This window comes from Paraburkholderia sp. (assembly GCF_035948235.1).
GTDB lineage: Bacteria > Pseudomonadota > Gammaproteobacteria > Burkholderiales > Burkholderiaceae > Paraburkholderia.
In genome coordinates, this window is sequence record NZ_DASZJJ010000164.1 from 21,462 (window position 1) to 46,620 (window position 25,159).

20 protein-coding genes, 1 tRNA gene and 1 pseudogene are annotated in these 25,159 nt (G+C 64.1%); 15 read left to right on the forward strand and 7 right to left on the reverse strand.

Annotation, left to right across the window (positions count from 1 at the left end):
* Entirely contained in the window at positions 1 to 1,227 is a 1,227-nt protein-coding gene (locus VG320_RS14455; RefSeq protein WP_327200782.1) for a YeeE/YedE family protein, read from the reverse strand.
* 302 nt (positions 1,228 to 1,529) lie between these two features.
* On the opposite strand from VG320_RS14455, the gene VG320_RS14460 reads away from it, so the two are divergent.
* The 3 genes and pseudogenes from VG320_RS14460 (at position 1,530) to VG320_RS14470 (ending at position 5,524) form a co-directional block, all read left to right on the forward strand.
* Entirely contained in the window at positions 1,530 to 3,152 is a 1,623-nt protein-coding gene (locus VG320_RS14460; protein WP_327200783.1) for a methyl-accepting chemotaxis protein, read from the forward strand.
* A gap of 134 nt (positions 3,153 to 3,286) precedes the next feature.
* Positions 3,287 to 4,540 (forward strand): annotated as a pseudogene (locus VG320_RS14465) (D-amino acid dehydrogenase); the annotation flags it as partial.
* A 75-nt stretch (positions 4,541 to 4,615) separates the two neighbouring features.
* Positions 4,616 to 5,524 (forward strand): glutamate/aspartate ABC transporter substrate-binding protein, encoded by a 909-nt coding sequence (locus VG320_RS14470; RefSeq protein WP_327200784.1) that lies wholly within the window; start codon positions 4,616 to 4,618, stop codon positions 5,522 to 5,524.
* A 107-nt stretch (positions 5,525 to 5,631) separates the two neighbouring features.
* On the opposite strand, the gene VG320_RS14475 is transcribed toward VG320_RS14470, so the two are convergent.
* Positions 5,632 to 5,708: transfer RNA gene (locus VG320_RS14475), tRNA-Val, on the reverse strand.
* Positions 5,709 to 5,806: 98 nt separating this feature from the next.
* A complete protein-coding gene (locus VG320_RS14480; RefSeq protein WP_327200785.1) occupies positions 5,807 to 6,610 on the reverse strand; it encodes a DNA-binding transcriptional regulator in 804 nt (267 codons plus the stop codon).
* Between the two features lie 142 nt (positions 6,611 to 6,752).
* Between VG320_RS14480 and VG320_RS14485 the strand changes: the two genes are divergently transcribed.
* From VG320_RS14485 to VG320_RS14520, 8 genes are all read left to right on the forward strand, one after another.
* Positions 6,753 to 8,588, forward strand: coding sequence for a bifunctional 3-(3-hydroxy-phenyl)propionate/3-hydroxycinnamic acid hydroxylase (locus tag VG320_RS14485; RefSeq protein ID WP_327200786.1), 1,836 nt, complete (start codon positions 6,753 to 6,755; stop codon positions 8,586 to 8,588).
* A 26-nt stretch (positions 8,589 to 8,614) separates the two neighbouring features.
* Positions 8,615 to 9,562, forward strand: coding sequence for a 3-carboxyethylcatechol 2,3-dioxygenase (locus VG320_RS14490; protein ID WP_327200804.1), 948 nt, complete (start codon positions 8,615 to 8,617; stop codon positions 9,560 to 9,562).
* A gap of 23 nt (positions 9,563 to 9,585) precedes the next feature.
* On the forward strand, positions 9,586 to 10,374 hold the full coding sequence (gene mhpD, locus VG320_RS14495; RefSeq protein ID WP_327200787.1) for a 2-keto-4-pentenoate hydratase: 789 nt from the start codon (positions 9,586 to 9,588) through the stop codon (positions 10,372 to 10,374).
* Between the two features lie 13 nt (positions 10,375 to 10,387).
* On the forward strand, positions 10,388 to 11,338 hold the full coding sequence (locus tag VG320_RS14500) for an acetaldehyde dehydrogenase (acetylating) (protein WP_327200788.1): 951 nt from the start codon (positions 10,388 to 10,390) through the stop codon (positions 11,336 to 11,338).
* Between the two features lie 4 nt (positions 11,339 to 11,342).
* The gene (gene dmpG / locus VG320_RS14505) at positions 11,343 to 12,368 is read left to right on the forward strand and encodes a 4-hydroxy-2-oxovalerate aldolase (protein WP_327200789.1); all 1,026 of its coding nucleotides are present in this window, start codon (positions 11,343 to 11,345) and stop codon (positions 12,366 to 12,368) included.
* A gap of 114 nt (positions 12,369 to 12,482) precedes the next feature.
* Positions 12,483 to 13,721: a 3-(3-hydroxy-phenyl)propionate transporter MhpT gene (gene mhpT, locus VG320_RS14510; RefSeq protein ID WP_327200790.1), complete on the forward strand. Its 1,239-nt coding sequence runs from the start codon at positions 12,483 to 12,485 to the stop codon at positions 13,719 to 13,721.
* 69 nt (positions 13,722 to 13,790) lie between these two features.
* On the forward strand, positions 13,791 to 14,675 hold the full coding sequence (locus tag VG320_RS14515) for an alpha/beta fold hydrolase (RefSeq protein ID WP_327200791.1): 885 nt from the start codon (positions 13,791 to 13,793) through the stop codon (positions 14,673 to 14,675).
* Positions 14,676 to 14,841: 166 nt separating this feature from the next.
* The gene (locus tag VG320_RS14520; protein ID WP_327200792.1) at positions 14,842 to 16,557 is read left to right on the forward strand and encodes a dihydroxyacetone kinase family protein; all 1,716 of its coding nucleotides are present in this window, start codon (positions 14,842 to 14,844) and stop codon (positions 16,555 to 16,557) included.
* Between the two features lie 31 nt (positions 16,558 to 16,588).
* Here the strand turns inward: VG320_RS14520 and VG320_RS14525 are convergent, their stop codons facing one another.
* A complete protein-coding gene (locus VG320_RS14525; RefSeq protein ID WP_327200793.1) occupies positions 16,589 to 17,989 on the reverse strand; it encodes a GntP family permease in 1,401 nt (466 codons plus the stop codon).
* Between the two features lie 191 nt (positions 17,990 to 18,180).
* Between VG320_RS14525 and VG320_RS14530 the strand changes: the two genes are divergently transcribed.
* A complete protein-coding gene (locus VG320_RS14530) occupies positions 18,181 to 18,735 on the forward strand; it encodes a BON domain-containing protein (RefSeq protein WP_414696042.1) in 555 nt (184 codons plus the stop codon).
* A 108-nt stretch (positions 18,736 to 18,843) separates the two neighbouring features.
* Positions 18,844 to 19,131, forward strand: coding sequence for a hypothetical protein (locus VG320_RS14535; RefSeq protein WP_327200794.1), 288 nt, complete (start codon positions 18,844 to 18,846; stop codon positions 19,129 to 19,131).
* A 77-nt stretch (positions 19,132 to 19,208) separates the two neighbouring features.
* Here the strand turns inward: VG320_RS14535 and VG320_RS14540 are convergent, their stop codons facing one another.
* Positions 19,209 to 20,411 carry a helix-turn-helix transcriptional regulator gene (locus VG320_RS14540; protein ID WP_327200795.1) on the reverse strand — a complete coding sequence of 401 codons (1,203 nt, stop codon included), beginning with the start codon at positions 20,409 to 20,411 and terminating at the stop codon, positions 19,209 to 19,211.
* Positions 20,412 to 20,678: 267 nt separating this feature from the next.
* A complete protein-coding gene (locus VG320_RS31185; protein WP_414696043.1) occupies positions 20,679 to 21,176 on the reverse strand; it encodes a hypothetical protein in 498 nt (165 codons plus the stop codon).
* On the opposite strand from VG320_RS31185, the gene VG320_RS14550 reads away from it, so the two are divergent.
* Together VG320_RS14550 and VG320_RS14555 are read left to right on the forward strand one after the other, a co-directional pair.
* Complete coding sequence (locus tag VG320_RS14550; RefSeq protein WP_327200797.1) at positions 21,175 to 21,474, forward strand: H-NS histone family protein; 300 nt, start codon at positions 21,175 to 21,177, stop codon at positions 21,472 to 21,474. The two genes, VG320_RS31185 and VG320_RS14550, sit on opposite strands and share 2 nt — an antisense overlap.
* Before the next feature lie 610 nt (positions 21,475 to 22,084).
* Entirely contained in the window at positions 22,085 to 23,686 is a 1,602-nt protein-coding gene (locus VG320_RS14555) for a peptide chain release factor 3 (RefSeq protein ID WP_327200798.1), read from the forward strand.
* 57 nt (positions 23,687 to 23,743) lie between these two features.
* Here the strand turns inward: VG320_RS14555 and VG320_RS14560 are convergent, their stop codons facing one another.
* On the reverse strand, positions 23,744 to 24,925 hold the full coding sequence (locus VG320_RS14560; protein ID WP_327200799.1) for a GGDEF domain-containing protein: 1,182 nt from the start codon (positions 24,923 to 24,925) through the stop codon (positions 23,744 to 23,746).
* Between the last annotated feature and the right edge of the window lie 234 nt (positions 24,926 to 25,159).

Below are 25,159 nucleotides of genomic sequence, written 5' to 3' on the forward strand. Positions count from 1 at the left end.
TCAGCACCCCGAACTCTTCACCCGCTCAACCTCCAGCCCGAACACCGGACGCAACCGCGTGCCGACCACATTCCCCGTGAAGGCGCACACGAGCCACAGCCAGCCGTGCAGGCTGCCCGACACGATCCCGCTGAAATACGCGCCGATATTGCAGCCATACGCCAGGCGCGCGCCGTAGCCAAGCAGCAGCCCGCCGATCACCGCCGCCGCGAGCGAGCGCAGCGGAATGCGCCACACGGGCGCATAGCGTCCCGCAAGCGAGGCCGCGGCCATCGCGCCCAGCACAATGCCGATATCCATCACCGTGGTGACATCGTGGCTGGCGGGCGCGGCGAGCGCCGCCGCATTCGGCCCGGCCATCCAGTACTTCCAGTTGGCCACGTCGATGCCGAGTGTGGCGAAGCCCTTGGCCCCCCACAGCGCGAACGCCGAAGTCACGCCCCACGGCCGGCCCGACAACGCGAGCGTGGCGAAGTTGAGCACCGCGAGCGCGACGGCGCCGGCCAGCAGCGGCCACGGACCATGCAGCCACGGCGAGGCATGCGGCGCGCGCTCCGGCTGGTTGACGAGGCGGCCGTGGCGGCGCTTTTCGATTGCCACGGTCAGCGCGGCAATCGCCGCAAACACGGCGAGGTTGAGCGCGATCGCGGGCGCGACGCCCAGTGTATTGACGAGCGAGACGGGCTTGAGCTGCGGCATCGACGTCCAGAATGGCATGTGCGCCGTGGCGACCACCGAGCCGACGATAAATGCAATCAGCGTGACGACCATGCGCGTGCTGCCGCCGCCCACGGTGTACAGCGTGCCCGAGGCGCAGCCGCCGCCCAATTGCATGCCGATGCCGAACAGAAACGCGCCGACGATCACCGACGTCCCCGCAGGCGACACCAGCCCGACCACCGGATGGCCGAACAGCGATCCCGCCGATAGCGCCGGAAAGAACAGCAGCACGCCGATGGCGAGCATGACCATCTGCGCGCGCAGACCCGCGCCGCGCCCATCGGCGATAAACACGCGCCACGCCGAGGTAAAGCCGAACGCCGCGTGATAGAGCGTCATGCCAAGCAGCGCGCCCACCACGTAGAGCGAGGCCTGGCGGGCGCTGACCGTCTGCGCCAGATAGACGGCGCCGAGCGCGACGAGCAGCAGCGCCAGCGCGAGCGGTTTCGGATTGATGGAGTCGAGACGGCGCGGCGCGCGCGCCAGCGGCGAGGAGAGGTCGGACATGATGGGAGCAGCGGGAAAGCGGCGTCGAGGCAGCATAAAGGCGTGAAAAACAAGCCAAAAAACGCCAGAAAAGCCGCACAGGTCAAAAAAATGAAAGGAAAACGATAGCACGAAACGCATAACGGGCCGCCGGGCTACCCGCGCCGCTCTCATGGATATCCCCTATGCGCCTTCGCTGTGCTGCTGCCGATAGGACGAAACGAAGAGCACGAATGCGCAACGCAAAAGAAGTGACGCAAAGAAGCCAACAAGCGACGCCCCTCAAAGCGATCGCGGACAAATACGCCAGGAGACCGGACCACATGCTCAGGAACATCACGATTCGCGGAGGGCTTACCCTCGTCATCGGCATCTTTGTCGCCTTCTTGCTGGTCGTGATCGGCGTGGCCTACGGCGCGCTGAAGCTGACCAACGAGAGCCTGCTCGACACCCAGCGCAGCGCGCAATCGCTCGCCGCGCTCAAGACCAGTTCGGAGCGGCTCTTGCAGGTGCGCCTGGCGCTGGGCGGCTACGAGACGCTCTTTAGCGTCGGCAAGTCCACTGAGGGCATGCTCGAACAGGCGCACAAGATCCTCGCCGATTCGAACAAGGATTTCGCGCAGTACAGCGCCGGCCCGTTCGCCGATAACGACGAAGCGCGCCTTGCGCAGACCGTTGCGCAGGCCCGCACGGCGCTGGTCGAGCAGGCGCTCGAGCCGGAGTACAAGGCGCTCGTCGACAACGACTTCAACACCTTCCGCACCATCCAGGGCGAAACCGCCGACCGTTACTACGGCACCTACGCGAAGGCCATCGACGCGCTGGAGGACTGGCAGGATGCGCGCGAGCAGCGCAACGCCGATACGGCGGCGACGCGCTTTCGTATTTCGCTGATCGTGTTCGGCGTGATCGGCGCGGTGGGCGTGGCGATCGGTCTGATCGCGCGCGGCGCGCTGGCGGCGGCCGTCGTCAAGCCCGTCGATACGGCGATTCGCCATTTCCAGCGCATCGCCGCAGGCGACCTGACCGTGGACGTGCGCGTGCGCTCGAACAACGAGATGGGGCAACTGCTGGGCGCGCTTGCGCAGATGCGTGAAGCGCTGATCGGTACGGTCGCGCGCGTGCGCGGCAGCACCCAGGAAATTACGCTCGGCGCCAATCAGATCGCGGCGGGCAATGTCGATCTGTCGAGCCGCACCTCGCAGCAGGCGGCCGCGTTGCAGGAAACCGCCGCGAGCCTGGAGCAGCTTTCGGCGGCGGTGCGCCAGAACACGGCGGGCGCGCAGGAGGCCAGCGGCCTCGCGCAGGGCGCGCTCAGCACGGTCTCGCGTGGCGCGGACGTGGTCGCGCGCGTGAACGAGACGATGAGCGACATCTCGTCGTCGTCGCGCAAGGTCGAGGAAATCACCGGCATCATCGAAGGCATTGCGTTCCAGACGAATATTCTCGCGCTCAACGCCGCCGTCGAGGCGGCGCGCGCGGGCGAGGAAGGGCGCGGCTTCGCCGTGGTGGCGCAGGAGGTGCGCAGCCTCGCGCAGCGCTCCGGCACGGCGGCCAAGGAGATCAAGGAGCTGATCGCGGCTTCGGTGGCGACCGTCGGCACGGGCGCGCGGCTCGTCGAGGAGGCGCGTCACACGATGGGCGAGGCGCGCGACGCCGTTGCGCGCGTGAGCCACATCATGGGCGAAATCACGGCGGCGACTCACGAGCAGAGCGACGGCATCGAGCAGGTCAACCGCGCCGTCGCGCAGATCGACGAGGTCACGCAGCGCAACGCGGCGCTCGTGGAAGAGGCGGCAGCTTCCGCGCAATCGCTGGAATCGCAGGCCGATGCATTGCGCGAGGCGGTTTCCGTGTTCCATCTGGGCGAGGGCGCGGCTGCGCGCGCGGCGTCCCACGGCGGCCACGAGGCCGCAACGGGCGTGAGAACGGCGGCGTTCGCGTGATTCCAGCAGGGTTCGCCTTAACCTCAGGTTATATCCCCCGATCGATTCGCAATTGAGTTCCTTTTTTTGCCCGGCGAGACTGATGTAGCGGTCCGCCGGGGCGGACTAAAAAGGAACAGAAAAAGCGGGAACGACGGGATATGCGAATTTGCGTGCTGGGCGGCGGAGTGATCGGGGTCACGACCGCGTATTTTCTTGCCCGCGATGGACATCAGGTGACGCTCGTGGAGCGTCACGCGGACGTGGCGCAGGAGACCAGCCACGCCAACGGCGGCCAGTTGAGCTACAACTACGTCGCGCCGCTGGCCGACCCTTCGGTGCTGCCGAAGCTGCCGCAATGGCTTTTTTCAAGCGATGCCGCGCTGCGTTTCGTGCCGCGTCTGGACCCCCGTCAATGGCACTGGTGCGCGGCATTTCTGCGTGCCTGCACGCGCGCCCGCAGCCGCGCCACCACGGCGGAACTCCTCGGGCTGGGTTTTCTCAGTCAGCGCCTCATGCACGAGATAGTTGCGCGCGAAACCATCGCCTTCGATTATGTGCGCAACGGCAAGCTCGTGGTGTTTCGCGATCAGGATGGCTTTGAGGGCGCGCGTCGCCAGGCCGACTATCAGGCTCAACTGGGCTGCGAGCAGCATGCGCTCGATGGCGCGGCGTGTGTCGCGCTGGAACCGGCGCTTGCGCATATCGGCGGAGAAATCGCGGGCGGTATTCACACGCCGGGCGAGGAAGCCGGCGATTGCGACAGCTTTACGCGCGGTCTCGCGCGCGCGGCGCAACGTGATGGCGTGGATCTGCGCGTCGCCACCGAATTCTCCGGACTACGAACCAAGGGGCGGCAGGTCGAAGCGGCTATGACGTCGGCGGGCGCCATTGAGGCTGATGCCTTCGTCGTGTGTCTGGGCATGCAGAGCCAGCCCTTGCTGAATTCGCTCGGCGTGCGCGTGCCGATGTATCCACTCAAGGGCTACAGCCTCACGCTGCCCGGCGCGAATGCGCAAGGCGCGCCGCGCCTTTCGGTCACCGACGCCCATCACAAGGTGGTCTATGCGCCACTTGGCGAGCGCTTGCGCATTGCGGGTATGGTCGATCTCACGGGTATGAGCGCGCATGCCGATCAGGCGCGCATCGCGCTGCTCACGCGGCAGGCGCGCGAGACTTTTCCGGAGGCCGGCGATTACAGCGCGGCTCAGACGTGGACCGGCATGCGGCCGGCCACACCCGACAGCAAGCCATTGATCGGCGCGACGCATTTTCGCAATCTGTGGATGAACACCGGGCACGGCGCGCTGGGCTTCACGCTTGCCTGCGGCAGCGCGCAACTGCTGGCGGATATGCTCGCTCAGCGCGCCTTGCCACTCGACAGCGACGCGTTTGCGCCGGCGCGCTGAACGTTTTTACGCTTCACACGCGGTCTATCGACGTTTTTCATTAGGTTTCTCACTACACGCTGGGAGTCAAGCACGATGAACACAGGTAAAACGATCGCGGCGCTGGCCGTTGGTTTCGCCACGCTGGTCACGATGACGAATGCGGCGCGCGCGGACGAACTCACGGGCACGCTCAAGAAAGTGCATGACGGTGGCGTGATTTCGCTTGGTACGCGTGAATCGTCGATTCCGTTTTCGTATTACGACCAGAACCAGAATGTGATCGGCTATTCGCAGGAGATCGCGCTCAGGATCGTCGATGCGATCAAGCAGAAAACCAATACGCCCAATCTCAGGGTCAAGACGATTCCGATCACCTCGCAGAATCGCATTCCGCTCGTGCAGAACGGCACCATCGACCTTGAATGCGGCTCGACCACCAATACGTTCGAGCGCCAGAATCAGGCGGCGTTTTCGAACAGCATCTTTCTCTATGGCATCCGCTTTATCACGCGCAAGGATTCGGGCGTGAAGGACTTCCCCGATCTCGCGGGCAAGACCGTGGCGACCACGGCGGGCACCTCGGATGAACGCATGCTGCGCAAGATGAACGAAGAGAAGCACATGAATATGACGATCATCAGCGCAAAAGATCACGCTGAGTCGTTCCTCAACGTCACGACCGGGCGCGCGGTGGCCTTCGTCATGGACGAGCCGCTGCTCTATGGCGAGCGCGCGAAGACAAAGAATCCGCAGGACTATGTGGTGACGGGCACGCCGCCAGTGTCGGAAAACTACGCCTGCATGTTGCGGCGTGACGATCCGCAGTTCAAGGCGCTCGTCGATGAAACGGTCGCGAAGATGCAGACCTCGGGCGAGATGGCGAAGCTTTACACCAAGTGGTTCACGCAGCCGATTCCGCCGACCGGCATGAATCTCGACTATCCGCTTTCGCAGCAGATGAAGGACCTGTTCGCGCATCCGAACGACAAGGCGCTCGATTGATACGGTCGATGCCTGGGTAAAGCCAAAAAGAAAATGCCGCAGTCCTGTGAAGGAGTGCGGCATTGTCATTGCGCGGCGAACTGAGCCGCGCGGTACTACATATTCGTTGGTAGGCTCGATTGGATTCGAACCAACGACCCCCACCATGTCAAGGTGGTGCTCTAACCAACTGAGCTACGAGCCTGTTGAGAGCGCGAATTATAGAGAGGCCCTCGCAGCCTTGCAAGCCCTTTTCGCAAAATGTTGAAAAAAACTTTGGGCGCGCTTTTGGGTGCATGACCCTCAGCGCTTCGCGCCGTCCTCTGCCGCTTCAAGTGCCGCCTCCATTTCCTGCGCCGCGCGCTGCAATTCGGGCACGAAGCGGCGCACGGCTTCCGCGGGGTTGATCGCCTGCTCCAGATAGATCACATTGAGGCTGGCGATCACGCGGCCATGCGCGCCGATCGCCACCGCGAGTGCGCCGATCTTGCGCTGGTCGGCCCAGTCGCCGTGGTTCGAGCCAAAGCCATCGGCCAGGGTCTGGCGCACGAGGTTGCGAATGAAGGCCGGGTCCGCGGCCAGCTTCTGCTGTTGCTCGCCGCCCGCGCCCGCGCGCAGCATGTCGAGAATGTCTTCGCGCTGCGCCTCGGGGCAGTGCGCGAAATAGGCGCGGCCCGCGGCCGTGAGCAGCATCGGCAGACGGCGGCCCACCATCGCGCGGTGAAATGACAGCGGACTGAAGCGATGCGTGGTCTCGCGGATGATCATGGCCTCGCCGTCGGGCGTGGTGAGATCGGAGGGCCACACGATACGCTGCATCATCTGACCCATGATGGGCGGTGCGATCGTGGCGATCAGTTCGTCGTCGGTGAAGCCTTCGCTCAATGCGCGCACGTTCATCGTCAGGCGAAAGCTGTCGTCCGAGGCGCTGCGCCGCACGAGATTTTCTTCCACCAGCGTTTCCAGCAAACGTCGCACGGTGGTGCGGTGCAGGCCCGTGGCTTCGCTTAGCTGCTGGCTCGTCGCGCGGCCGTTCTCCATCGCGTTGAGCGCGCGCAACACCTGCAGGCCGCGCGCGAGACCTCGCACGTTTGCATACTTAGTCATCTAAAAATCTCTTTTAAATCAATCATGTGCATTCTATGCACATTTCTCTCAAATTGTTGAGCGCGTGTCGCGGCGAACCTAGACTCGCATTCATGCCTTGCATGAGATCGCCCCGACCAAGGGCGACTGACACGGAGACAACATGAACACCCCTCCCGCAGCAGCGGACGCTGTCCGCTTGCGCCAGCGCGCCACCGATGTCGCCATCATCGGCGCAGGCCCGGTCGGCCTGATGATCGCCAATATCCTCGGTTTGCAGGGCGTGCGCGTCACGCTCATCGAAAAGCTTGAACAGATTATCGACTATCCGCGCGCAATTGGTTTGGATGACGAAGCATTGCGCGTGTTCCAGTCGATCGGGCTTGCCGATGCGTTGCTGCCGCATACCACGCCCGACCACTGGATGCGCTTCGTCACGAAGGACGGCCATTGCTTTGCGTCCATCGAGCCGCGCACCGACGAATTCGGCTGGCCGCGCCGTAACGCCTTTATCCAGCCGCTGGCGGATCGTGTGCTCTATGAAGGGCTCGCGCGTTTCGAGCACGTCGAGGTGATGCTGGGCACCAGCGTGAACGGCTTTGCGCAGGACGCGCAGGGCGTATCGATCGACGTGACGGGCGCGGATGGCGAGCGTCGCACGATACGCGCGGCGTATATGGTGGGCGCGGACGGCGGCAACAGTTTCGTGCGCCGCGCGCTGAACGTGCCTTTCGAAGGCCGCACCAAGCCGAATCAATGGATCGTGGTGGACGTGCGCAACGATCCGATTGGCTCGCCACACATCTATATGCATTGCGATCACGAGCGCCCTTATGTATCGGCGGCGCTGCCGCACGGCATTCGCCGCTTTGAATTCATGGTGATGCCAGGCGAGACCGAGGAAGAACTGTCGAAGCCCGAAAACATGGCCGCGCTAATCCGCAAGGTGGTCGCGGACCCGGACAAGGTCGATTACATCCGCAAGCGCGTCTATACGCACAACGCGCGGCTGGCCGGGACGTTCCGCGTAGACCGCGTTCTGCTGGCGGGCGACGCCGCGCACATCATGCCGGTATGGCAAGGCCAGGGCTATAACAGCGGCATTCGCGATGCCAACAATCTGGGCTGGAAACTCGCGATGGTCGCGAAGGGGCTTGCCGATGGCCGCCTGCTCGATACCTATACCGTCGAGCGGCGCGCGCATGCGCGTTCGATGATTCATCTATCCGAAGTCGCGGGCGACATCTTCGCGCCCAATACGCGATTCGGCGCGCGCTTTCGCGATGCGTTTGTGAAGTCGATGAACGTGTTCCCTGCTGTGAAGCGCTATTTCGTCGAGATGCGCTTCAAGCCGATGCCGCGTTACGAAGCGGGCGTCGTGCTGTTGCCGGAACCGAAGCCGACGGGTGGCTGGCTCGCGCGCAGGCTCGAACGCGGCGGCGCTTCAGCGCCAGGCCGCCTGCTGGGTCTGATGAGCCAGAAGCGCGATTCGCTGCTTGGGCGCATCGCATATGGGCGCGATCCGCTGGCGGCGTCGCCGGTGGGCCGGATGTTTATCCAGCCTCGTGTGCGCCTGAGCGATGGCCGCGTGGTGCGCCTGGACGATGCGATCGGCCAGGGCTTTGCGGTGCTCGCCTGGGGCGCGGATCCAACCTTCGGTCTAACGCCGCAGGCGCGTGCGTTGTGGGAGCGGCTAGGCGCGCGCTTTGTCTTTGCGAAGCCCGACGTGCAACTCGATTACGCCGATGACGTGCCCGAAGGCGTGCTCGCGCTGGGCGACGTTCAAGGGCGCTTGAAGGACTGGTTCAGCCGCTTGCCGGAATCAGTCGTGCTGCTGCGTCCGGATCGCTTCGTGGCGGGCGTGTGCACGCCGCAACAGGTATCCGACGCCATCGTCGAACTCGCGGGCAAGCTTGGGATGAGCGAAATCGCCGTGCGTGACGCGGCCCCGCAACATCGTCTGGCGCGCGAAAACGCCGCCGTCGCGCACGCAGCCTGAGCAGGAGCCGCACCTTGAATTCCAGTATGCCGATCCACCTCGAATGCCTCTCTCACACGCCGCTGCACGGCTACTTCGATCCAGAGCCGCACATAGTGGCCGAAGTCGAGCGCGTGGGCCGCGCTGCGCGCGAACGCGTCGAGGCCTTCCAGCCCGATCTGATCGTTGCGTTCGCACCCGATCATTTCAATGGTTTTTTCTATGACGTGATGCCGCCGTTCTGCATCGGCGCGAAGGCGCAGGCAATCGGCGATTTCAAGAGTCTTGCGGGCGCGCTGCCGGTGCCGGAAAAGCTCGCTCACGCGCTGGCTGAAAGCGTGCTTGCTGCCGATATCGACGTGGCGCTGTCCTATCGCATGCAGGTCGATCACGGCTGCGCGCAGGCGCTCGAAGTGCTTACGGGCGGCCTCGATCGCTATCCGGTGATTCCGGTCTTCATCAACTCCGTGGCGCCGCCGATGGCGACGCTGCGCCGCTCGCGTCTGCTGGGCGATGCGATCGGGCGCTTCATGGCGAGCACGGGCAAGCGCGTGCTGGTGGTGGGCTCGGGCGGCATATCGCACGAACCGCCTGTGCCAGAGCTGTTCGACGCCACGCCCGAAGTAGCCGAGCGCCTGATAGCAGGCCGCAACCCGTCCGCTCAATCGCGCGACGCGCGCCAGGCGCGCACGGTGGCCGCGGCGCAGGCATTCACGAAAGGCGACAGTCATCTGCATCCGCTCAATCCCGAATGGGACCGCGCGTTTCTCGACCGGCTCGCGTCGGGCGAATTGACCGCCGTGGATGGCATGACCAACGCCGCGATCACGCGCGACGGCGGCAAGTCCGCGCATGAAATCCGCACATGGGTGGCGGCGTTTGGCGCGCTCGCGGCGTATGGCCCATATCGCGCGTCGCTCGATTATTACCGCGCGATTCCCGAATGGATCGCAGGCTTCGCCACCATGCATGCCATGCCCGCGCACGCGGCCTGAACGTGTCGAAACAGGAGAAGGTTATGACCGATCCCAAACTTATCGCGGCGCTGGCCGCGCGTCTGCGCGAAGCCGAAGCCTCGCGCGGCGTGATCGAACCGGTGCGCGGCCAGATCGCCATCGACGACATTGCCACGGCCTACGCCGTGCAGCAGGCCAACGTCGATCTGCGCGTGCGCAACGGCGAGCGCATCGTGGGCCGCAAGATCGGCCTCACGTCGCTCGCAGTCCAGCAGCAACTGGGCGTCGATCAGCCCGATTTTGGCGCGCTGTTCGCGTCGATGGCCTCTGGCGACGGCGAGCCGATTTCGCTTGCGCAACTGATCCAGCCGAAGGTGGAGGCGGAAATCGCCCTCGTGCTCGAACGCGATCTCACGCATGAAAAGCACACCTTCGTCGATATCCTGCGCGCGAGTGCGTATGCACTGGCCGCGATCGAAGTCGTCGATAGCCGCATCCAGAACTGGGATATCCGCTTTGTCGATACGGTCGCCGACAACGCATCGAGTGCGCGTTTCGTGGTGGGCAGCCGCCCGGTGCCGCTTTCGCAGCTTGATCTTGCCGCCTGCGCGATGACGCTTTCGCGCGATCAGGAAGTGCTCTCGCGCGGGAGCGGCGCCGCATGTCTGGGCAATCCGCTCAACGCGGCCGTGTGGCTCGCCGATCGCATGGCGCAGCTTGGCACGCCGCTGCGCGCTGGCGACGTGGTGCTCACCGGCGCGCTCGGCTCGATGGTCGCCGTGAAGGAACCCGGCACTTTTACCGCGCAGATCGACGGCCTCGGCAGCGTTCGCGCGACTTTCACCGCTTGAAACAGGGACTCAAATGGCTTCCGACAAACTCAAGGCCGCGATCATCGGCTCCGGCAATATCGGCACGGACCTGATGATCAAGATCATGCGCCACAGTCAGCATCTGGAGATGGCGGCGATGGTCGGCATCGATCCCAACTCCGATGGCCTTGCGCGCGCGGCGCGCCTGGGCGTGGCGACCACCCATGAAGGCGTGGAAGGGCTCACGCGTCTGCCCGTGTTCGACGATATCGATTTCGTGTTCGACGCGACTTCGGCGGGCGCGCATGTGAAGAACGATGCGCTGCTGCGCAAGCTCAAGCCTTCTATTCGCATGATCGATTTGACGCCCGCCGCAATTGGACCGTATTGCGTGCCGGTGGTGAATCTGGACGCGCATATCGATGCGCCCAATGTGAATATGGTCACGTGCGGCGGCCAGGCGACGATTCCGGTTGTGGCGGCGGTGTCGAAAGTGGCGAAGGTGCACTACGCGGAAATTGTTGCATCGATCAGCAGTAAATCGGCGGGGCCGGGCACGCGCGCCAATATCGACGAATTCACGGAAACGACCTCGAAAGCGATCGAGGCCGTAGGCGGCGCGGCAAAAGGCAAAGCCATCATTGTGCTCAATCCCGCCGAGCCGCCGGTCATGATGCGCGACACGGTTTATACGCTTTCCGCGCTGGCGGATCGTGAAGCCGTGGAGCGGTCGATCGAAGAAACCGTAGCGAAAGTACATGCCTATGTGCCGGGTTATCGCCTGAAGCAAAAGGTGCAATTCGATGAAATTCCCGCGAGTGCACCTTTGCATATTCCGGGCCTTGGTTCATTCAGCGGCCTGAAGACGTCGGTGTTTCTCGAAGTGGAAGGCGCCGCCCATTATCTGCCTGCGTATGCGGGCAATCTCGACATCATGACTTCCGCCGCGCTCGCTACCGCCGAGCGTATGGCGCAGACGCTCTTGAGCGTGCAGGGAGCGTAAAGCAATGAGCAAGAAACTCTATATCTCCGACGTCACGCTGCGCGACGGCAGCCACGCGATTCGACATCAATACTCGATCCAGAATGTGCAGGACATCGCGCGTGCGCTGGATAAAGCCAAAGTCGATTCGATCGAAGTCGCGCACGGCGACGGTCTGCAAGGTTCGAGCTTCAACTATGGCTTCGGCGCGCATAGCGATCTGGAGTGGATCGAAGCGGTGGCGGATGTGGTGAAGCACGCGCAGATTGCGACGCTGCTGCTGCCCGGCATCGGCACGATTCACGATCTGAAGGCGGCTTACGACGCGGGCGCGCGCATCGTGCGCGTCGCGACCCATTGCACGGAAGCGGATATTTCGAAGCAGCATATCGAATACGCGCGCGAGCTGGGAATGGATACCGTCGGTTTTCTGATGATGAGCCACATGACCACGCCGGAGAATCTGGCGGTTCAGGCGAAGAAGATGGAAAGCTACGGCGCGACCTGTATTTATGTGGTCGATTCGGGTGGTGCGTTGACCATGAACGACGTGCGCGACCGCTTTCGCGCGGTAAAAGACGTGCTCAAGGCGGAAACGCAAACGGGTATGCACGCGCATCACAATCTCTCGCTGGGCGTGGCGAATTCGATCGTCGCAGTGGAGGAAGGTTGCGACCGCATCGATGCATCGCTTGCTGGCATGGGTGCGGGTGCGGGCAACGCGCCGCTCGAAGTGTTCATCGCCGCCGCTGAACGCATGGACTGGAATCACGGCACCGATCTCTACACGCTGATGGACGCCGCCGACGACATCGTGCGCCCATTGCAGGATCGGCCGGTGCGAGTGGATCGCGAAACACTCGCGCTTGGATATGCGGGCGTTTATTCGAGCTTCCTGCGTCACTCCGAAGTCGCCGCGAAGAAATACGGCCTGAAAACCGTGGATATTCTGGTCGAACTGGGTAAGCGCCGCATGGTGGGCGGTCAGGAAGACATGATCGTGGACGTTGCGCTGGATTTGAAACAGCGCACCGAATCTGCCGTGAAGTAAAAACATACGCCGCGTGTCGCATCAAGCAACTCGCGGCGTTGTTACGTAGTACTGGAAATAACCATGACTAGCTGCCGAAAGAGCGGCCGACAAAACACATTGGAGACTTTTCACATGACGTCACGAATTAACGGTGCCGGAGGAAGCAACAAGGCGACGATCGGCTTATGCCTGGCCATTGCGTTGCTGGAAGGGTTGGACCTGCAATCGGCGGGCGTTGCCGGGCCGCGCATGGCAAAGGAGTTTTCGCTCGCCGTGGCACAGATGGGCTGGGCGTTCAGCGCGGGCGCGATCGGCCTGTTGCCGGGCGCGGCGCTCGGTGGGTGGCTGGCCGACCGCTTCGGGCGCAAGCGCGTATTGATGGCGTCGGTCACGCTGTTTGGCCTCTTCTCGCTCGCGACCACGCTGGTCTGGAACTTCGAGGGCCTGCTGGTCGCGCGCCTGTTGACGGGCCTGGGGCTGGGCGCGGCAATGCCCAATCTCATCGCGCTGTGTTCCGAAGCCGCGGGTCCGCAGCAGCGCAGCACGGCGGTGGGCGCCATGTATTGCGGCATGCCGTTCGGCGCGGCCATTGCGGCGGTCATCGGCATGCTGGGCGCGAGCCCGACGAGCTGGCGCGATGTGTTTTACGTCGGCGGCCTGGGGCCGATTGTGATGGTGCCGCTGCTCGGCGTGTTTCTGCTCGAGTCGCAGCAGTTCGTGGCGGCGCGCGCGGCGCAGGCAACGCGTGAAAGCGTACCCGGTGTGAGCGAAGCACTGTGGCGTCATGGCCGCGCGCGCATCACGCTCGCGCTGTGGATCAGCTACCTCGGCACGCTGATCGTGCTGTATTTCCTGATGAACTGGCTGCCTTCGATGGTGCTCTCGCGTGGCCTCACACGCGTGCAGTCGAACATCGTTCTGATGATGTTCAACATCGGCGGCGGTATCGGTGCCGTTGCGATCGCAACCATCATGGATCGCTTCGGCCGACGCCGCACGGTGATCGGCATGTATGCGGGCATTGCGCTGGTGCTGGCCGGGCTGTCGGGCGCTGGCGGCGCGGTGTCGATGGCGTGCGGCGGCCTGCTTTGCGGGCTATTTCTCGTCGGCGCCCAGTCGGCGCTTTACGCGCTTGCGGGCCACGCGTATCCCACCGAAGTGCGTGGCACAGGCGTGGGCGCAGCGGTGGCGGTCGGGCGGCTCGGCTCGATTCTCGGGCCGCTAGTGGCCGGGCAATTGTTCGCACTGGGGCAGAGCGCTTCGATGCTGGTCGCGGCGAGCATTCCGCTGTGCGTAATCGCGGCGCTTGCGGCATCGACAGTGGTGGGCGCATTCGCGCCGCGCCGCGCAACCGGCGTGCAAGGCATTTGAGATTTTTGGCGGAGCAGGCGAGCGCCTGTTCCATGAGGGATTGGCGGTTTTAACTGCAAGGACATCATCATGAATGCAACGGCAAACACGATTACGGAAGCCTCCACGAGCCAGTTCGCTCGCGTGAAAGACGGCGAACTCGAACTGCAGATTCACTACAACGACACCGGTGCAGGCGCGCCGAATGCAAACGGCGAAACCGTCGTGATGCTGCACGGTTCCGGTCCGGGCGCGAGCGGCTGGGCTAACTTCAACCGCAACGTCGAACCGCTCGTCGCGGCGGGTTATCGCGTGATCCTGATGGACTGCCCGGGCTGGAGCAAGAGCGATCCGATCGTCTGCACGACGTCGCGTTCCGACTTGAATGGCCGCGTGCTCAAGGGCCTGCTTGACACGCTTGATATCGAGCGCGTACATATCCTGGGCAACTCGATGGGCGGGCATAGCGCGGTGGCGTTTGCGCTGGCGAATCCGCAGCGCGTTGGCAAGCTCGTGCTGATGGGCGGGGGCACCGGCGGCCCGAGCAACTTCATGCCGATGCCCACCGAAGGCATCAAACTGCTGCAAGGCCTGTATCGCGAGCCGAGCATCGAAAACCTCAAGCGCATGATGAATGTGTTCGTCTATGACGCAAGTGCGCTGACCGACGAACTGATGCAGGCGCGGCTCGACAATATGCTCGCGCGCCGCGATCACCTTGAAAACTTCGTGAAGAGCCTTGCGGCGAATCCGAAGCAGTTCACCGACTACGGTCCGCGTCTTGGCGAGATCGCCGCGCCGACGCTCGTAATCTGGGGCCGCGACGATCGCTTCGTGCCGATGGATATCGGCTTGCGTTTGCTCGCGGGCATGCAGAACGCGCAACTGCATGTGTTCAACCATTGCGGCCACTGGGCGCAGTGGGAGCACGCGGACGCGTTCAATCGCATGGTGCTGGATTTCCTGCGCCATTGATGCGGTTTTAAAGTCGTAACGGCGCGCGCGAGTGATTCGTGAATGAGCACGACCGCGCGCCGCTCCGACGAGCGGCGTACACTGGACGCAGCCGTGGGCGCGGCTATGCGCACTGCATGTACGCGCCCGATGGCCAGCATGTCCAACCGTATTCATCGGGAACGCCATGAAGAAACTGGTCAATCAGCCGTCCGACGTCGTGCGCGAAATGCTCGAAGGCATCGCGCTGCAAGATCCCCATATTGTCATCCTCGGCGATGAAAACGTGCTGGTGCGCCGCGATATTCCGGAGCCGCAGGCGCGCGCGGTCGCGCTGATCTCGGGCGGTGGCAGCGGCCACGAACCGGCGCACGGCGGCTACGTGGGGGCGGGCATGTTGAGCGCGGCCGTGTGCGGCGAAGTGTTCACTTCGCCGCCAACCGACGCCGTGCTCGCAGCGATCCGCGCGACGGCGGGCCCGAAGGGCGCGCTCCTGATCGTCAAGAACTACACGGGCGACCGCCTTAACTTTGGCCTTGCCGCCGAACTCGCGCGAGCGCAGGGCATTCCCGTCGAAGTCGTGACCGTGGCCGACGATGTTGCGTTGCGTGCTCACGCGGAAAAACATCAGCGGCGCGGCATCGCGGGCACGGTGCTGATCCACAAGATCGCGGGCGCGGCCGCCGCGCGCGGCGCGTCGCTCGACGTGGTGGCGGCGACGGCGCGCGAGGCGGCGGCGAACCTGGGCACGATGGGCGTGGCACTCGACGGCTGCACGCTGCCGGGTGTGGCGCAATCGAGCTTCACGCTCGCGGACGACGAAATCGAACTCGGCTTGGGGATTCACGGCGAAAAAGGCGTGGAACGCAGCGCACCGTTGCCCGCCGATGCGCTGACCGAAGCGCTGCTCGTGAACATTCTCGAAGACCTGGCCATCAAGCGCGGCGAGCGCGTGGTGCTGCTCGTCAACGGCCTGGGCGCGACGCCGCAGATGGAACTCGATATCGTGCTGCGCGCGGCTTACGCCAGCTTGCGGCGGCGTGAGGTGCAGGTTGAGCGAGTGTGGGCGGGGACGCTGTTATCGGCGCTCAATATGCCGGGGTGTTCGATTTCGCTGATGCGTGTCGACGACAGCCGGCTCGCGCTGCTCGATGCGGCCACCGCGGCGCGTGCGTGGCCCGGCAAAGGCTGCATCAATCCGACGATCCGGCTGGATGTTGTTTCTCACATTCATGAGGATTCCATATTGAAGCCGCTGGATGCTTCGCGTGCGGCCTGGGCGGCGCGGGTGAAGGCGGCTTTGGATGCGGTTGCGCAGGCGTTAGTGCACAACGAGGCGCGTTTGACGGAGCTTGATGCGCTGGCCGGTGACGGCGATCTCGGCGCCAGCATGCATCGTGCCGCCGATGCGGCTGCGGCGCTGCCTGAAGAAGCGCTGGGCACGGCGCCGCAAGCGCTGGCGGCATTGGGCGCGAGCTTGCGACGAGCTATTGCGGGAAGTTCGGGGCCGTTCTATGCCACGGCGCTATTGCGCGCTTCGCGCGTGCTGGCCGATACGCCAGAGCCGACGCCACAGCAATGGGCGCGCGCGTGGCGCGGTGCGATCGAGGCCATCAGCGAACTGGGCGGCGCGAAGGCCGGCGATCGTACGATGCTCGACGCGCTCGTGCCGGCGGTTGAGGCGTTTGAAGAGGCGCTGAAGAAGGGGCAGGCGGTGCGGGAGGCGTGGAGCGCTGCCGTTTCCGCCGCCGAACATGGCGCGCAGGCTACGGCGCATATGCATCCGCGCGTGGGGCGCGCGAGTTATCTGGGCAAGCGCGCGATGGGATCGCCCGATGGCGGCGCGGTGGCGGTGGTGTGCTGGTTGGGGGCGCTGAAGGGGCTGCTTGCAGGCAAGCCGTGAGCGCAGCGGCTCACGGCGTCATCCATCGCCTTTAAACCCACCCGGTCACATAAAAAACCGCGATCACAAAAAACACCGCCATCGTCTTGATCACCGTGACAGCAAAAATGTCGCGATAAGACTCGCGGTGCGTCAACCCGGTCACGGCCAGCAGCGTGATTACCGCGCCGTTATGCGGTAGCGTGTCCATACCGCCGCTGGCCATCGCCACCACGCGATGCAGCACGTCGAGCGGAATATTCGCAGCCTGCGCGCCCTTGATGAAGGTATCGGACATCGCGGCCAGCGCGATACTCATCCCGCCCGAGGCCGACCCCGTAATCCCCGCAAGCGAACTCACGGAAACCGCCGCATTCACGAGCGGATTCGGAATCGCCTTGAGCGCATTGCTCACCACGATAAAGCCCGGCAGCGCCGCGATCACGCCACCGAAGCCATATTCCGAAGCCGTATTGAGCGACGCCAGCAGCGCGCCCGCCACAGCGGCCTTCGTGCCGGTGGCAAAGCGCTCTTTCACACGCGAGAACGCGGTAAGAACCACAAACACGATGCCAAGCAGCAACGCGCCTTCAACCGACCAGATCGCCACGACCTGCTTGACCGTGGTGGTCACGGGCGTGTGAATGCCGGGCAGCACATCGGGTGTGACGGTGTAGCTGTCGCCGTACCACTGCGGAATCCAGCGCGTCAGGAAAAAGTTCGCTACGCCCACCAGCACGAGCGGCGTGATGGCCAGCAGCGGATTGGGCAGATGATCGGTCTTGACGTGTTCCGGCTCGTTCACAAGCGAGCTGCCGTAGCCTTCGCCCTTCGCCATCGCGCTGCGGCGGCGCCATTCGAGGTAGGTCAGGCCCACGACGATGATAAACAGCGAGCCAATCACGCCAAGCACCGGCGCGGCCCAGGCCGTGGTCTTGAAGAAGGTCGTCGGGATGATGTTCTGGATCTGCGGCGTGCCGGGCAGCGAATCCATCGTGAACGAGAACGCGCCAAGCGCGATCGCGCCGGGCATCAGGCGTTTGGGAATGTCGCTCTGGCGATAGAGTTCGGCGGCGAACGGATAGACCGCGAACACCACCACGAACAGCGACACGCCGCCGTAAGTCAGCAGCGCACACACGGCCACGATCACGGCGTTCGCCCGCGCGCTGCCGATATAACGGATCGCGGCGGCGACGATCGCTTCAGAGAAACCCGATAGTTCGATGACCTTGCCAAACACGGCGCCGAGCAGGAACACGGGGAAATAGAGTTTCACGAACCCCACCATTTTTTCCATGAAGATGCCGGAAAAAACGGGCGCGACGGCGGCGGGATCGGTGAGCAGAACGGCGGCGAGCGCCGCCACGGGAGCGAACAGGATCACGCTGTAGCCGCGATAGGCGGCAAGCATGAGAAACGCTAGAGCGGCTAGAACGATGATGAACGACATGGAGTCTCCTGCTGGGCGTGTTGCACTTCGTCGATGCACTTATGTATTGCGCCTTCTTTTTCTACTGCGTGGCCCACGTTCGATGCATGGTGCGCCGCAGCGATTGTACCGAAACGTTCAGGAACGCTTCGCTATTGCGGCGCGCGCGGCGCGGTCCTATCTTGACGGGATCGGCATTCGGGGAGGCGGCCATGCGCAAACGCACGGCGTTTCAGGTGAGAAGGGGGCGTCCGTTTCATGCCGCGATGCCCGTCGTGGCGATTCTGGTAACGTTTTCTGCCTTGGCGATGGCGCAGTCGACGACCGTCGATCCAAGCGAAATCCGCAACTGGTACAACGATCCGTTTTTCGCCTTGTCGAGTGCGGTGAACGCGTGTCCGCAGCCGCTCGGCCCGCGCATGACCAAGTCCGACGCCGATGACGACGCCCACTATCGCGTCGAGCGCGGCACCACCTGCTGGCTCGCGCACAAGTGCTCGAAGCCGAACTCCTATCTCTACGACGCCGACATCGCCCAGGCGATCCGCACGCAGTTCAAGGACGATGCGAGTCTTGCCGGCACCAGCCTGTGGATCACGGTGCAGCGGCGTTTCGTGTATGCGGAGGGCTGCGCGGGCGCGCAATTCGATCGCGCGGCGCTGGAGCGGCGGCTGACGGCCATCGCCGATGTCGAGCAGGTGTTCGTGCGCGTGAGCGCCGACCCCCACGCGCCGCCGCCTTACAAAACGATGCCGCCGCAGCGCTGAAAGCCCCGGCTGGCCTGGGGTGCGCAATGCTTGCCGCATGGCGCTCAGGCGTCACGCGGCATGGCACAATCGCAACGTCGAAAAACTAGAACGCCCCCGGGGTACTCCATGACTCGTTTTGCTTCGCCGTCGTTTTCTTTGTCGTCTCTTCGCAGGCTGTCGTTTGCGGCAGGCGCCTGCGCGCTGCTCGCGGCGCTGTCTGCCTGCAGCAGCGGCCCGCCGCTGTTTCTTTCGGATGGCCGTCCCACGATCCAGGTTCAGTGCCCGGCGGGCGGCGACCGCGATTCGTGCGTGCAGCAGGCGCGCGCGCGCTGTGCCGGGGCAGGTTATGACACCGTCGATACCACCACGAGCGGCGATACCTTCACGCTCGTGTTCGCCTGCAAGGGCAAATAAGGCTGAATCTGGCCGGCACCTGGCCGGCACCTGACCGAAATTGACTGAAAGCCTGGCCGCGGTGTGTTTCGGCCGCGTCAGTGACTGCTCGCGCCGGGCTGCCCGCGCGCCGGCAGGTTCATCAGCAGGCGCAGCAGGTCGGGCTGCCGCCGCGTGGCGGTCTTGAGGTAGATCGACTGTAGTTGCTTGCGCACCGTGTCGTACTGAACGCTCACGCGTGCGGCGATTTCCTTGGGCGTGAAGCCGTCCACCAGCAGATGCACGATCCGGCATTCGGCGGGTGAGAGGTCGAAGGCCGTTGCCAGCACCTGTTCGTCCACCGTCGGCGCCGATCTCGGGTGGTAGAAAGTCAGCGCCGCCATGGCGCGCAGATCGGTCGTGGAGGCTTCGCCCGGCGTCACCACGTTGTAGAACGCGTAGAGCACTTCCGGGGCGGCGGGCAGCGACGCCCCGGATTCATCGTCCGTGTTCTCCGTGCGTCTGGCGCGATCCGCCGCGCTGACAATGCGTAGCGCCCGCAGGCGCGCCGCGGCGGCCCGCGCGCCGCTCACCTGACTTCGCAGGCGCGCCTCGCTGATCGCCACATCCTCCAGAAAACGCGCCTGATACGGCGCCGCCAGGGCGATGCGCTTGCCGCGCACACGCACGAGCGAGGTCGCCCGCAAGAGGCGCTGCGCGCTCTCGTTGCTGTACAGGACTTCGCCGATCGCGCTCACCAGCATCGCGGGTGCGTGTGTCTGTCCCGCGAGCGCACTGGCGTCGGGCAGCAGGCGGCTCAGGCTCAGGCGCATCGCACGGATCAGGTGGGGTGTCAGACGCTCGAGCAGGGCGCGTGCGGGCTCGGGAAGCGGGCCGTCGGCTTCGTTGCGGCGGCAGGCGATCATGGCCGTGAGCGCACCGCTGTCGATCAGCTTGCACAGCGAGACGAAGCGCCCGCCGCCCGCGAGCACGCAGGGTTCGAACACCGCCTGGCCGTGACTGTGCCCGGCGTCGCTGCAGCAATTGAGCCATTTGCCGGGCGCGCAGGCGCGCAGCCATTCGAGGCGGGCGTCATCGCAATAGAGCGCGGGAATGAATTCCAGTGGTTCGGTCTGCAGCATGGTGAAACCGTCGGACCACGAGAACAGCTCGCGCTGGCGGTCGAATGCGCTCAACTGGATCGAGGCGGCGCCCAGTGCTTCGCGCAATTGGGCACAAAAATCCTTCCATGCCGCGGGTCGTTCGAGCGTGGCGTAAATGCCGTGCAACAGGCAGTCGTATTCCGATTCGTTCGATTTCACGCCGACCCCGTTTTCAAACCCACCGCGAAGTATCGGCCGCATTAAAAATGCGTAGCGCATATTCCTTGCACAACTGTGGAATATACAGCGGTTTTAGCGGCCGTTAATCTTCGATTTGTCTGATGACTGATTGCCGTCAGGTTGGACGAGCCGCCCATTGTGTTCCGTGCGGTAGGCAACGGATGCTCTGCTACGCCCGTTCTAGTCTCAATTTGCCTTGCAGAGAAAAAAGACTGCCAAGGGCCAATGAGCCGCCCTGCGAGACAGTCACCATTCTGCAATCCGGCGCAATCCAATCAATGCGCCGATTAATCGTTTTTCGTTGTGCGGCATTGAATGCGCCGATGCCATTTTGAATGGCGTCTTTCGGAAGTTGGATGAATCCCGGGGCCAGGAATGAATCATCATCAACTCGAAAAGGATATTGAGCATCTCGAGCAGGTCGTCGCAAGACTGTCGGGCACTGACCGCATTCCTCTTTCTTACTGGCGCGGTCGCGTTGCGGCGGTTTCGGGCGCCAATCTGGTGCCGTCGCAATTGCAGCGCGTCAAGCGCCTGGCCGAAGCGCTGTGCGCCCTGGAGCGGCGCGCGAAAGGATGTCCTGCCCGCGAAACCGTTCGTTAGCGAGCGTATTACGTCAGATTGCGCGTGTAAGAAATCGCAATAATTTGACGGAAATATGCGAAAAAGACGCGCAATTTGCCACTTTCGCGCGTGAGAAGAGCCACAATAATGCCCTGTGTCCTTCTGGAGATCTCTACTCATGCCGAGCTACAAGCAACTGACCGCCCAACTCGAAAAGCTGCACAAGGAAGTTGCGGCGGCACGCGAAAAGGAAGTCGCGCAGGCGATCGCCGACATCAAGGAAAAGATCGCGGAATACGAAATCACGGCGGAAGAGCTCGGCTTCACGACCGCAGCTTCGGCGGCCGCGCGCAAGAAGACGCCGCTGCCGGCGCGCTTTGCGAATCCCAAGACCGGTGAAACCTGGAGCGGCCGTGGCCGCGCTCCGGCGTGGCTCGCTGGCGTGAAGAATCGCGACCGTTTTCTCATCAAGCAATGAGGGTGTCGTCTGAACCTGGCGTCAACTCACGCCTCCCGTAAAACCTCACCTTCAAGCGGCGCACGGTTGTTTCCTGGCGCTGCCGTCAGCCCGGCGCCGCGTCATTGCGGCGCCGGGCTGTTTCATTTGATGGCGCTCAGTCCTCGCGCCGCACGCGCGCAAGTCCATGACGCAAAACACTTTCTTCTGAGCGTTGCGCTCAAGCGCTGCCGCGCCGAGACCCGAGCGCCCGACCTTTCGCGCTTTGCCCGGCGGCTACGGCCTTCCGCTTCCGGCCCCGTGGCGCCGGTTTCCCGTAAAAGCTCACCATAAAGGCTCCGCCACTGCGCGCCGCTTCCCGCCCTGCTTAGCGAACTCTTAGTCGTGGGCGGTAATGCCGTGTATCATTCGTCCCCGGCGCCTTCCTGCCGCGAACCGTCGGTCGCGTTTTTCAGACCGATCGTGCTATTCGCCTCGAAGGCCGCGACGCGCAGGCCGCCCGCCTGCCGTGCCGCAGCCGGCCTGCCGCCGCGCTGGCCGCCGGGCCGGCCGCCGCCGATGCGCCGGCCACATCCGCAACCCCCGCCGCGCGGCCGGTTGCCCGAATTTATCCGTGATACCCGCTCCATCCATGTCAGTTGCCGAACTCAGACGCCGCCGCACGTTCGCGGTCATTTCTCACCCGGACGCGGGTAAGACCACGCTCACCGAAAAGCTGCTGCTGTTCTCGGGCGCGATCCAGATCGCCGGTACCGTGAAGGGCAAGAAGAGCGGCCGCTTCGCGACCTCCGACTGGATGGAGATCGAAAAGCAGCGTGGCATTTCGGTCGCCAGCTCGGTGATGCAGTTCGAGTACGGCGACGCCGTCATCAATCTGCTCGACACCCCGGGCCACGAGGACTTCTCGGAAGATACGTACCGCGTGCTGACGGCCGTGGACGCGGCCGTGATGGTGATCGACGGCGCGAACGGCGTGGAAGCGCAGACGCTCAAGCTGCTCGAAGTCTGCCGCAGCCGCAAGACGCCCATTCTCACCTTCATCAACAAGCTCGACCGCGAAGTGCGCGAGCCGCTCGATCTGCTCGACGAAATCGAGCAGCATCTGGGCGTGGCGGCGGTGCCGTTCACCTGGCCGATCGGCATGGGCAAGGAATTCCAGGGCGTCTACGATATCCAGCGCGATCAGGTGCGCGTGTTCCGCGCGGGTCAGCACTCGCTCGACGGCGAGGTCGAAACGCTGCAGAACATCAGCGATGCCGAAGGCGAAGCGCGTTTCGGCTACCACTGGAAGCGCACCAAGGAAGAAGTCGAGCTGATCACGGGCGCGACGCCCACCTTCGACCGCGATGCGTTCCTCGCGGGCGAGCAGTCGCCGGTTTTGTTTGGCTCGGCGATCAACAACTTCGGCGTGAAGGAAATTCTGGACGCGCTGGTCGATCTCGCGCCGCCGCCGTCGCCGCGCATGGCCGTGCAGCGCGCGGTCTCGCCTGACGAAGCCAAATTCACGGGCGTGGTGTTCAAGGTGCAGGCCAACATGGACCTCGCGCACCGCGACCGCGTGGCGTTTATCCGCGTGTGCTCGGGACACTTCGAGCGCGGCATGCAACTGAAGGTCACGCGTAACAACAAGACCTTCCGCGCCAACAACGTGGTGAGCTTCCTGTCGCAGCGCCGCGAAACCGTGGCGGAAGCGTACCCTGGCGATATCATCGGTATTCCTAACCATGGCACGCTGAGTCTGGGCGACACACTCACCGAAGGCGAAGACCTGCAGTTCACGGGTCTGCCGTTCTTCGCGCCGGAAATCTTCCAGACCGTGGAAGTGGTCGATCCGATGCGCGCCAAGCAACTGGGCGAAGCGCTCAAGCAGCTTGGCGAAGAAGGCGCGATCCAGGTGTTCCGCCCGATTCACGGCGGCGCGACGATTCTGGGCGCGGTCGGTCAACTGCAGTTCGAAGTCGTCTCGCACCGTCTGGCGGCCGAGTACAAGGTCGCCGTGCGCCTGATGCCTGCGCGCTACCGCCTGTCGCGCTGGGTGACCTGCGACGATCCGGTCGAGCTGCGCCGCTTCACCGATTCGTACGAGGCCCGCATGGCCTATGACGCGTCGAATGCGCCGACTTACCTGGCCTCGCACGTCTCCGAAATCGACGTCGCGCAGAAGGCCTGGCCGAAGATCGTCTTCAACGAACTGCGCGAGCATTCGGGCGCGCCGTTCAAGAAGTCGATTTAAGCGGCGGTATTCGCCGGATGTAAAAAGGGCCGCGGGGGTGATTCCCGCGGCCCTTTTTTATGCGTCGGTGGTTTGCGCGCCGCTGTCCGCGCGCTCCAGCCGGTTGCCGCCCAGAGACTTGGCGCGGTAGAGCGCCTTGTCGGCGGCGGCTAGTAGATCGGCGAGCGTCGCGGTGTCGCCGTCCTTGCTGGCGAGGCCGATGCTGACTGTCGTGCGCATGCCGATACCGACACCGTCGATGCCCAGCGCCGCCGTCTGCTCGAAGCGCCGCACGATCAGCTCGCCCATCGCCTGGGCGGGCGCGCTTTCCATTCCCGGCAGCAGCGCGGCGAACTCCTCGCCGCCGATGCGCGCGAGCAGCGCCTGCGGCCCGACCGCGCCGCGCGCGATGGCCGAAAACGATTTCAGCACTTCGTCGCCGGTCTTATGGCCGTAGCGGTCGTTGATCGCCTTGAAGTGGTCGAGGTCGAACGCCAGCAGCGCAACTGGCTCGTGCCTGCCCGCGTGGCCGAGCATGCGCGCGCCTTCTTCGAAGAACCAGCGGCGGTTGCCCAGGCGCGTCAGATAATCCGTTTGGGACTCCTGCAAAAGCTGGCTGTGCGTCTCTTCGCGCACGAGCCGCAGCAGGGTCATCGGCAGGACGACGGAATACAGCACGCCTTCATACATGGTGATCTTGCTGACCATCGGCAGGATGGACTCGCCGTAGCGCGTGGCCAGCCACGGCAGCACGGCCGCGCGAAACGCGTAGAGCGCCGCGTGGGCGCCCGTCACCAGCACCGCGATATTGCGCGCGTGGCCCCACTTGCGGCCTTCGCCGCGCAACAGTTCGCGCGCGGCCATCGCGGCGGTCAGCGAAATAGGGATCGCGGTGAGATACATCCACATGATCTCGAGCCAGCGCGTGCCCGAAATTACCCAGGCGAGCGCCTGGACCAGCAGGATGAGCGCAGAGGCCAGACGATAGCGCCGCCCGTTCATGGTCGCGACGCCGTGGGCGATCAGCAGATAGCCACACAGCATCACCATATTGCTGAGCGCGGAACCCCATACGCCGGGCAACTCGCGACGCCAGATCACCGCCGCGCAGCCAATGGCGAGCGTGGTGTAACCGGCTGCGAGTGTTTTCAGTTCCTTGCTGCGCCCAGGGTGCGTGCGATGCTCCCAGAGGGTCATCGCGGCGCTGGCGAGAAGGGTTCCGATCGCGAGGAAATATAGGGTGAGAAGATCGACGTGCATCGCGGGCGTAAAAGCGCTACGCCGTTAGAGTGCGGCGGCTGGCGCATTTTACGATGAAATATTGAAATCATAATGTTCGTGTCAGGAGAGCGCAGATTTGCAACAGATGCGCTTTGGCATGTTTTTGCCATGTTTATGGCGCCGCTTTTGACACCCCTTCGTCACTGCTACTGTCACTGCTGCTAACCGCAGCCACGTCCGCGACGCCATGCCGCCGCCGCGCAAGGCCCGGCT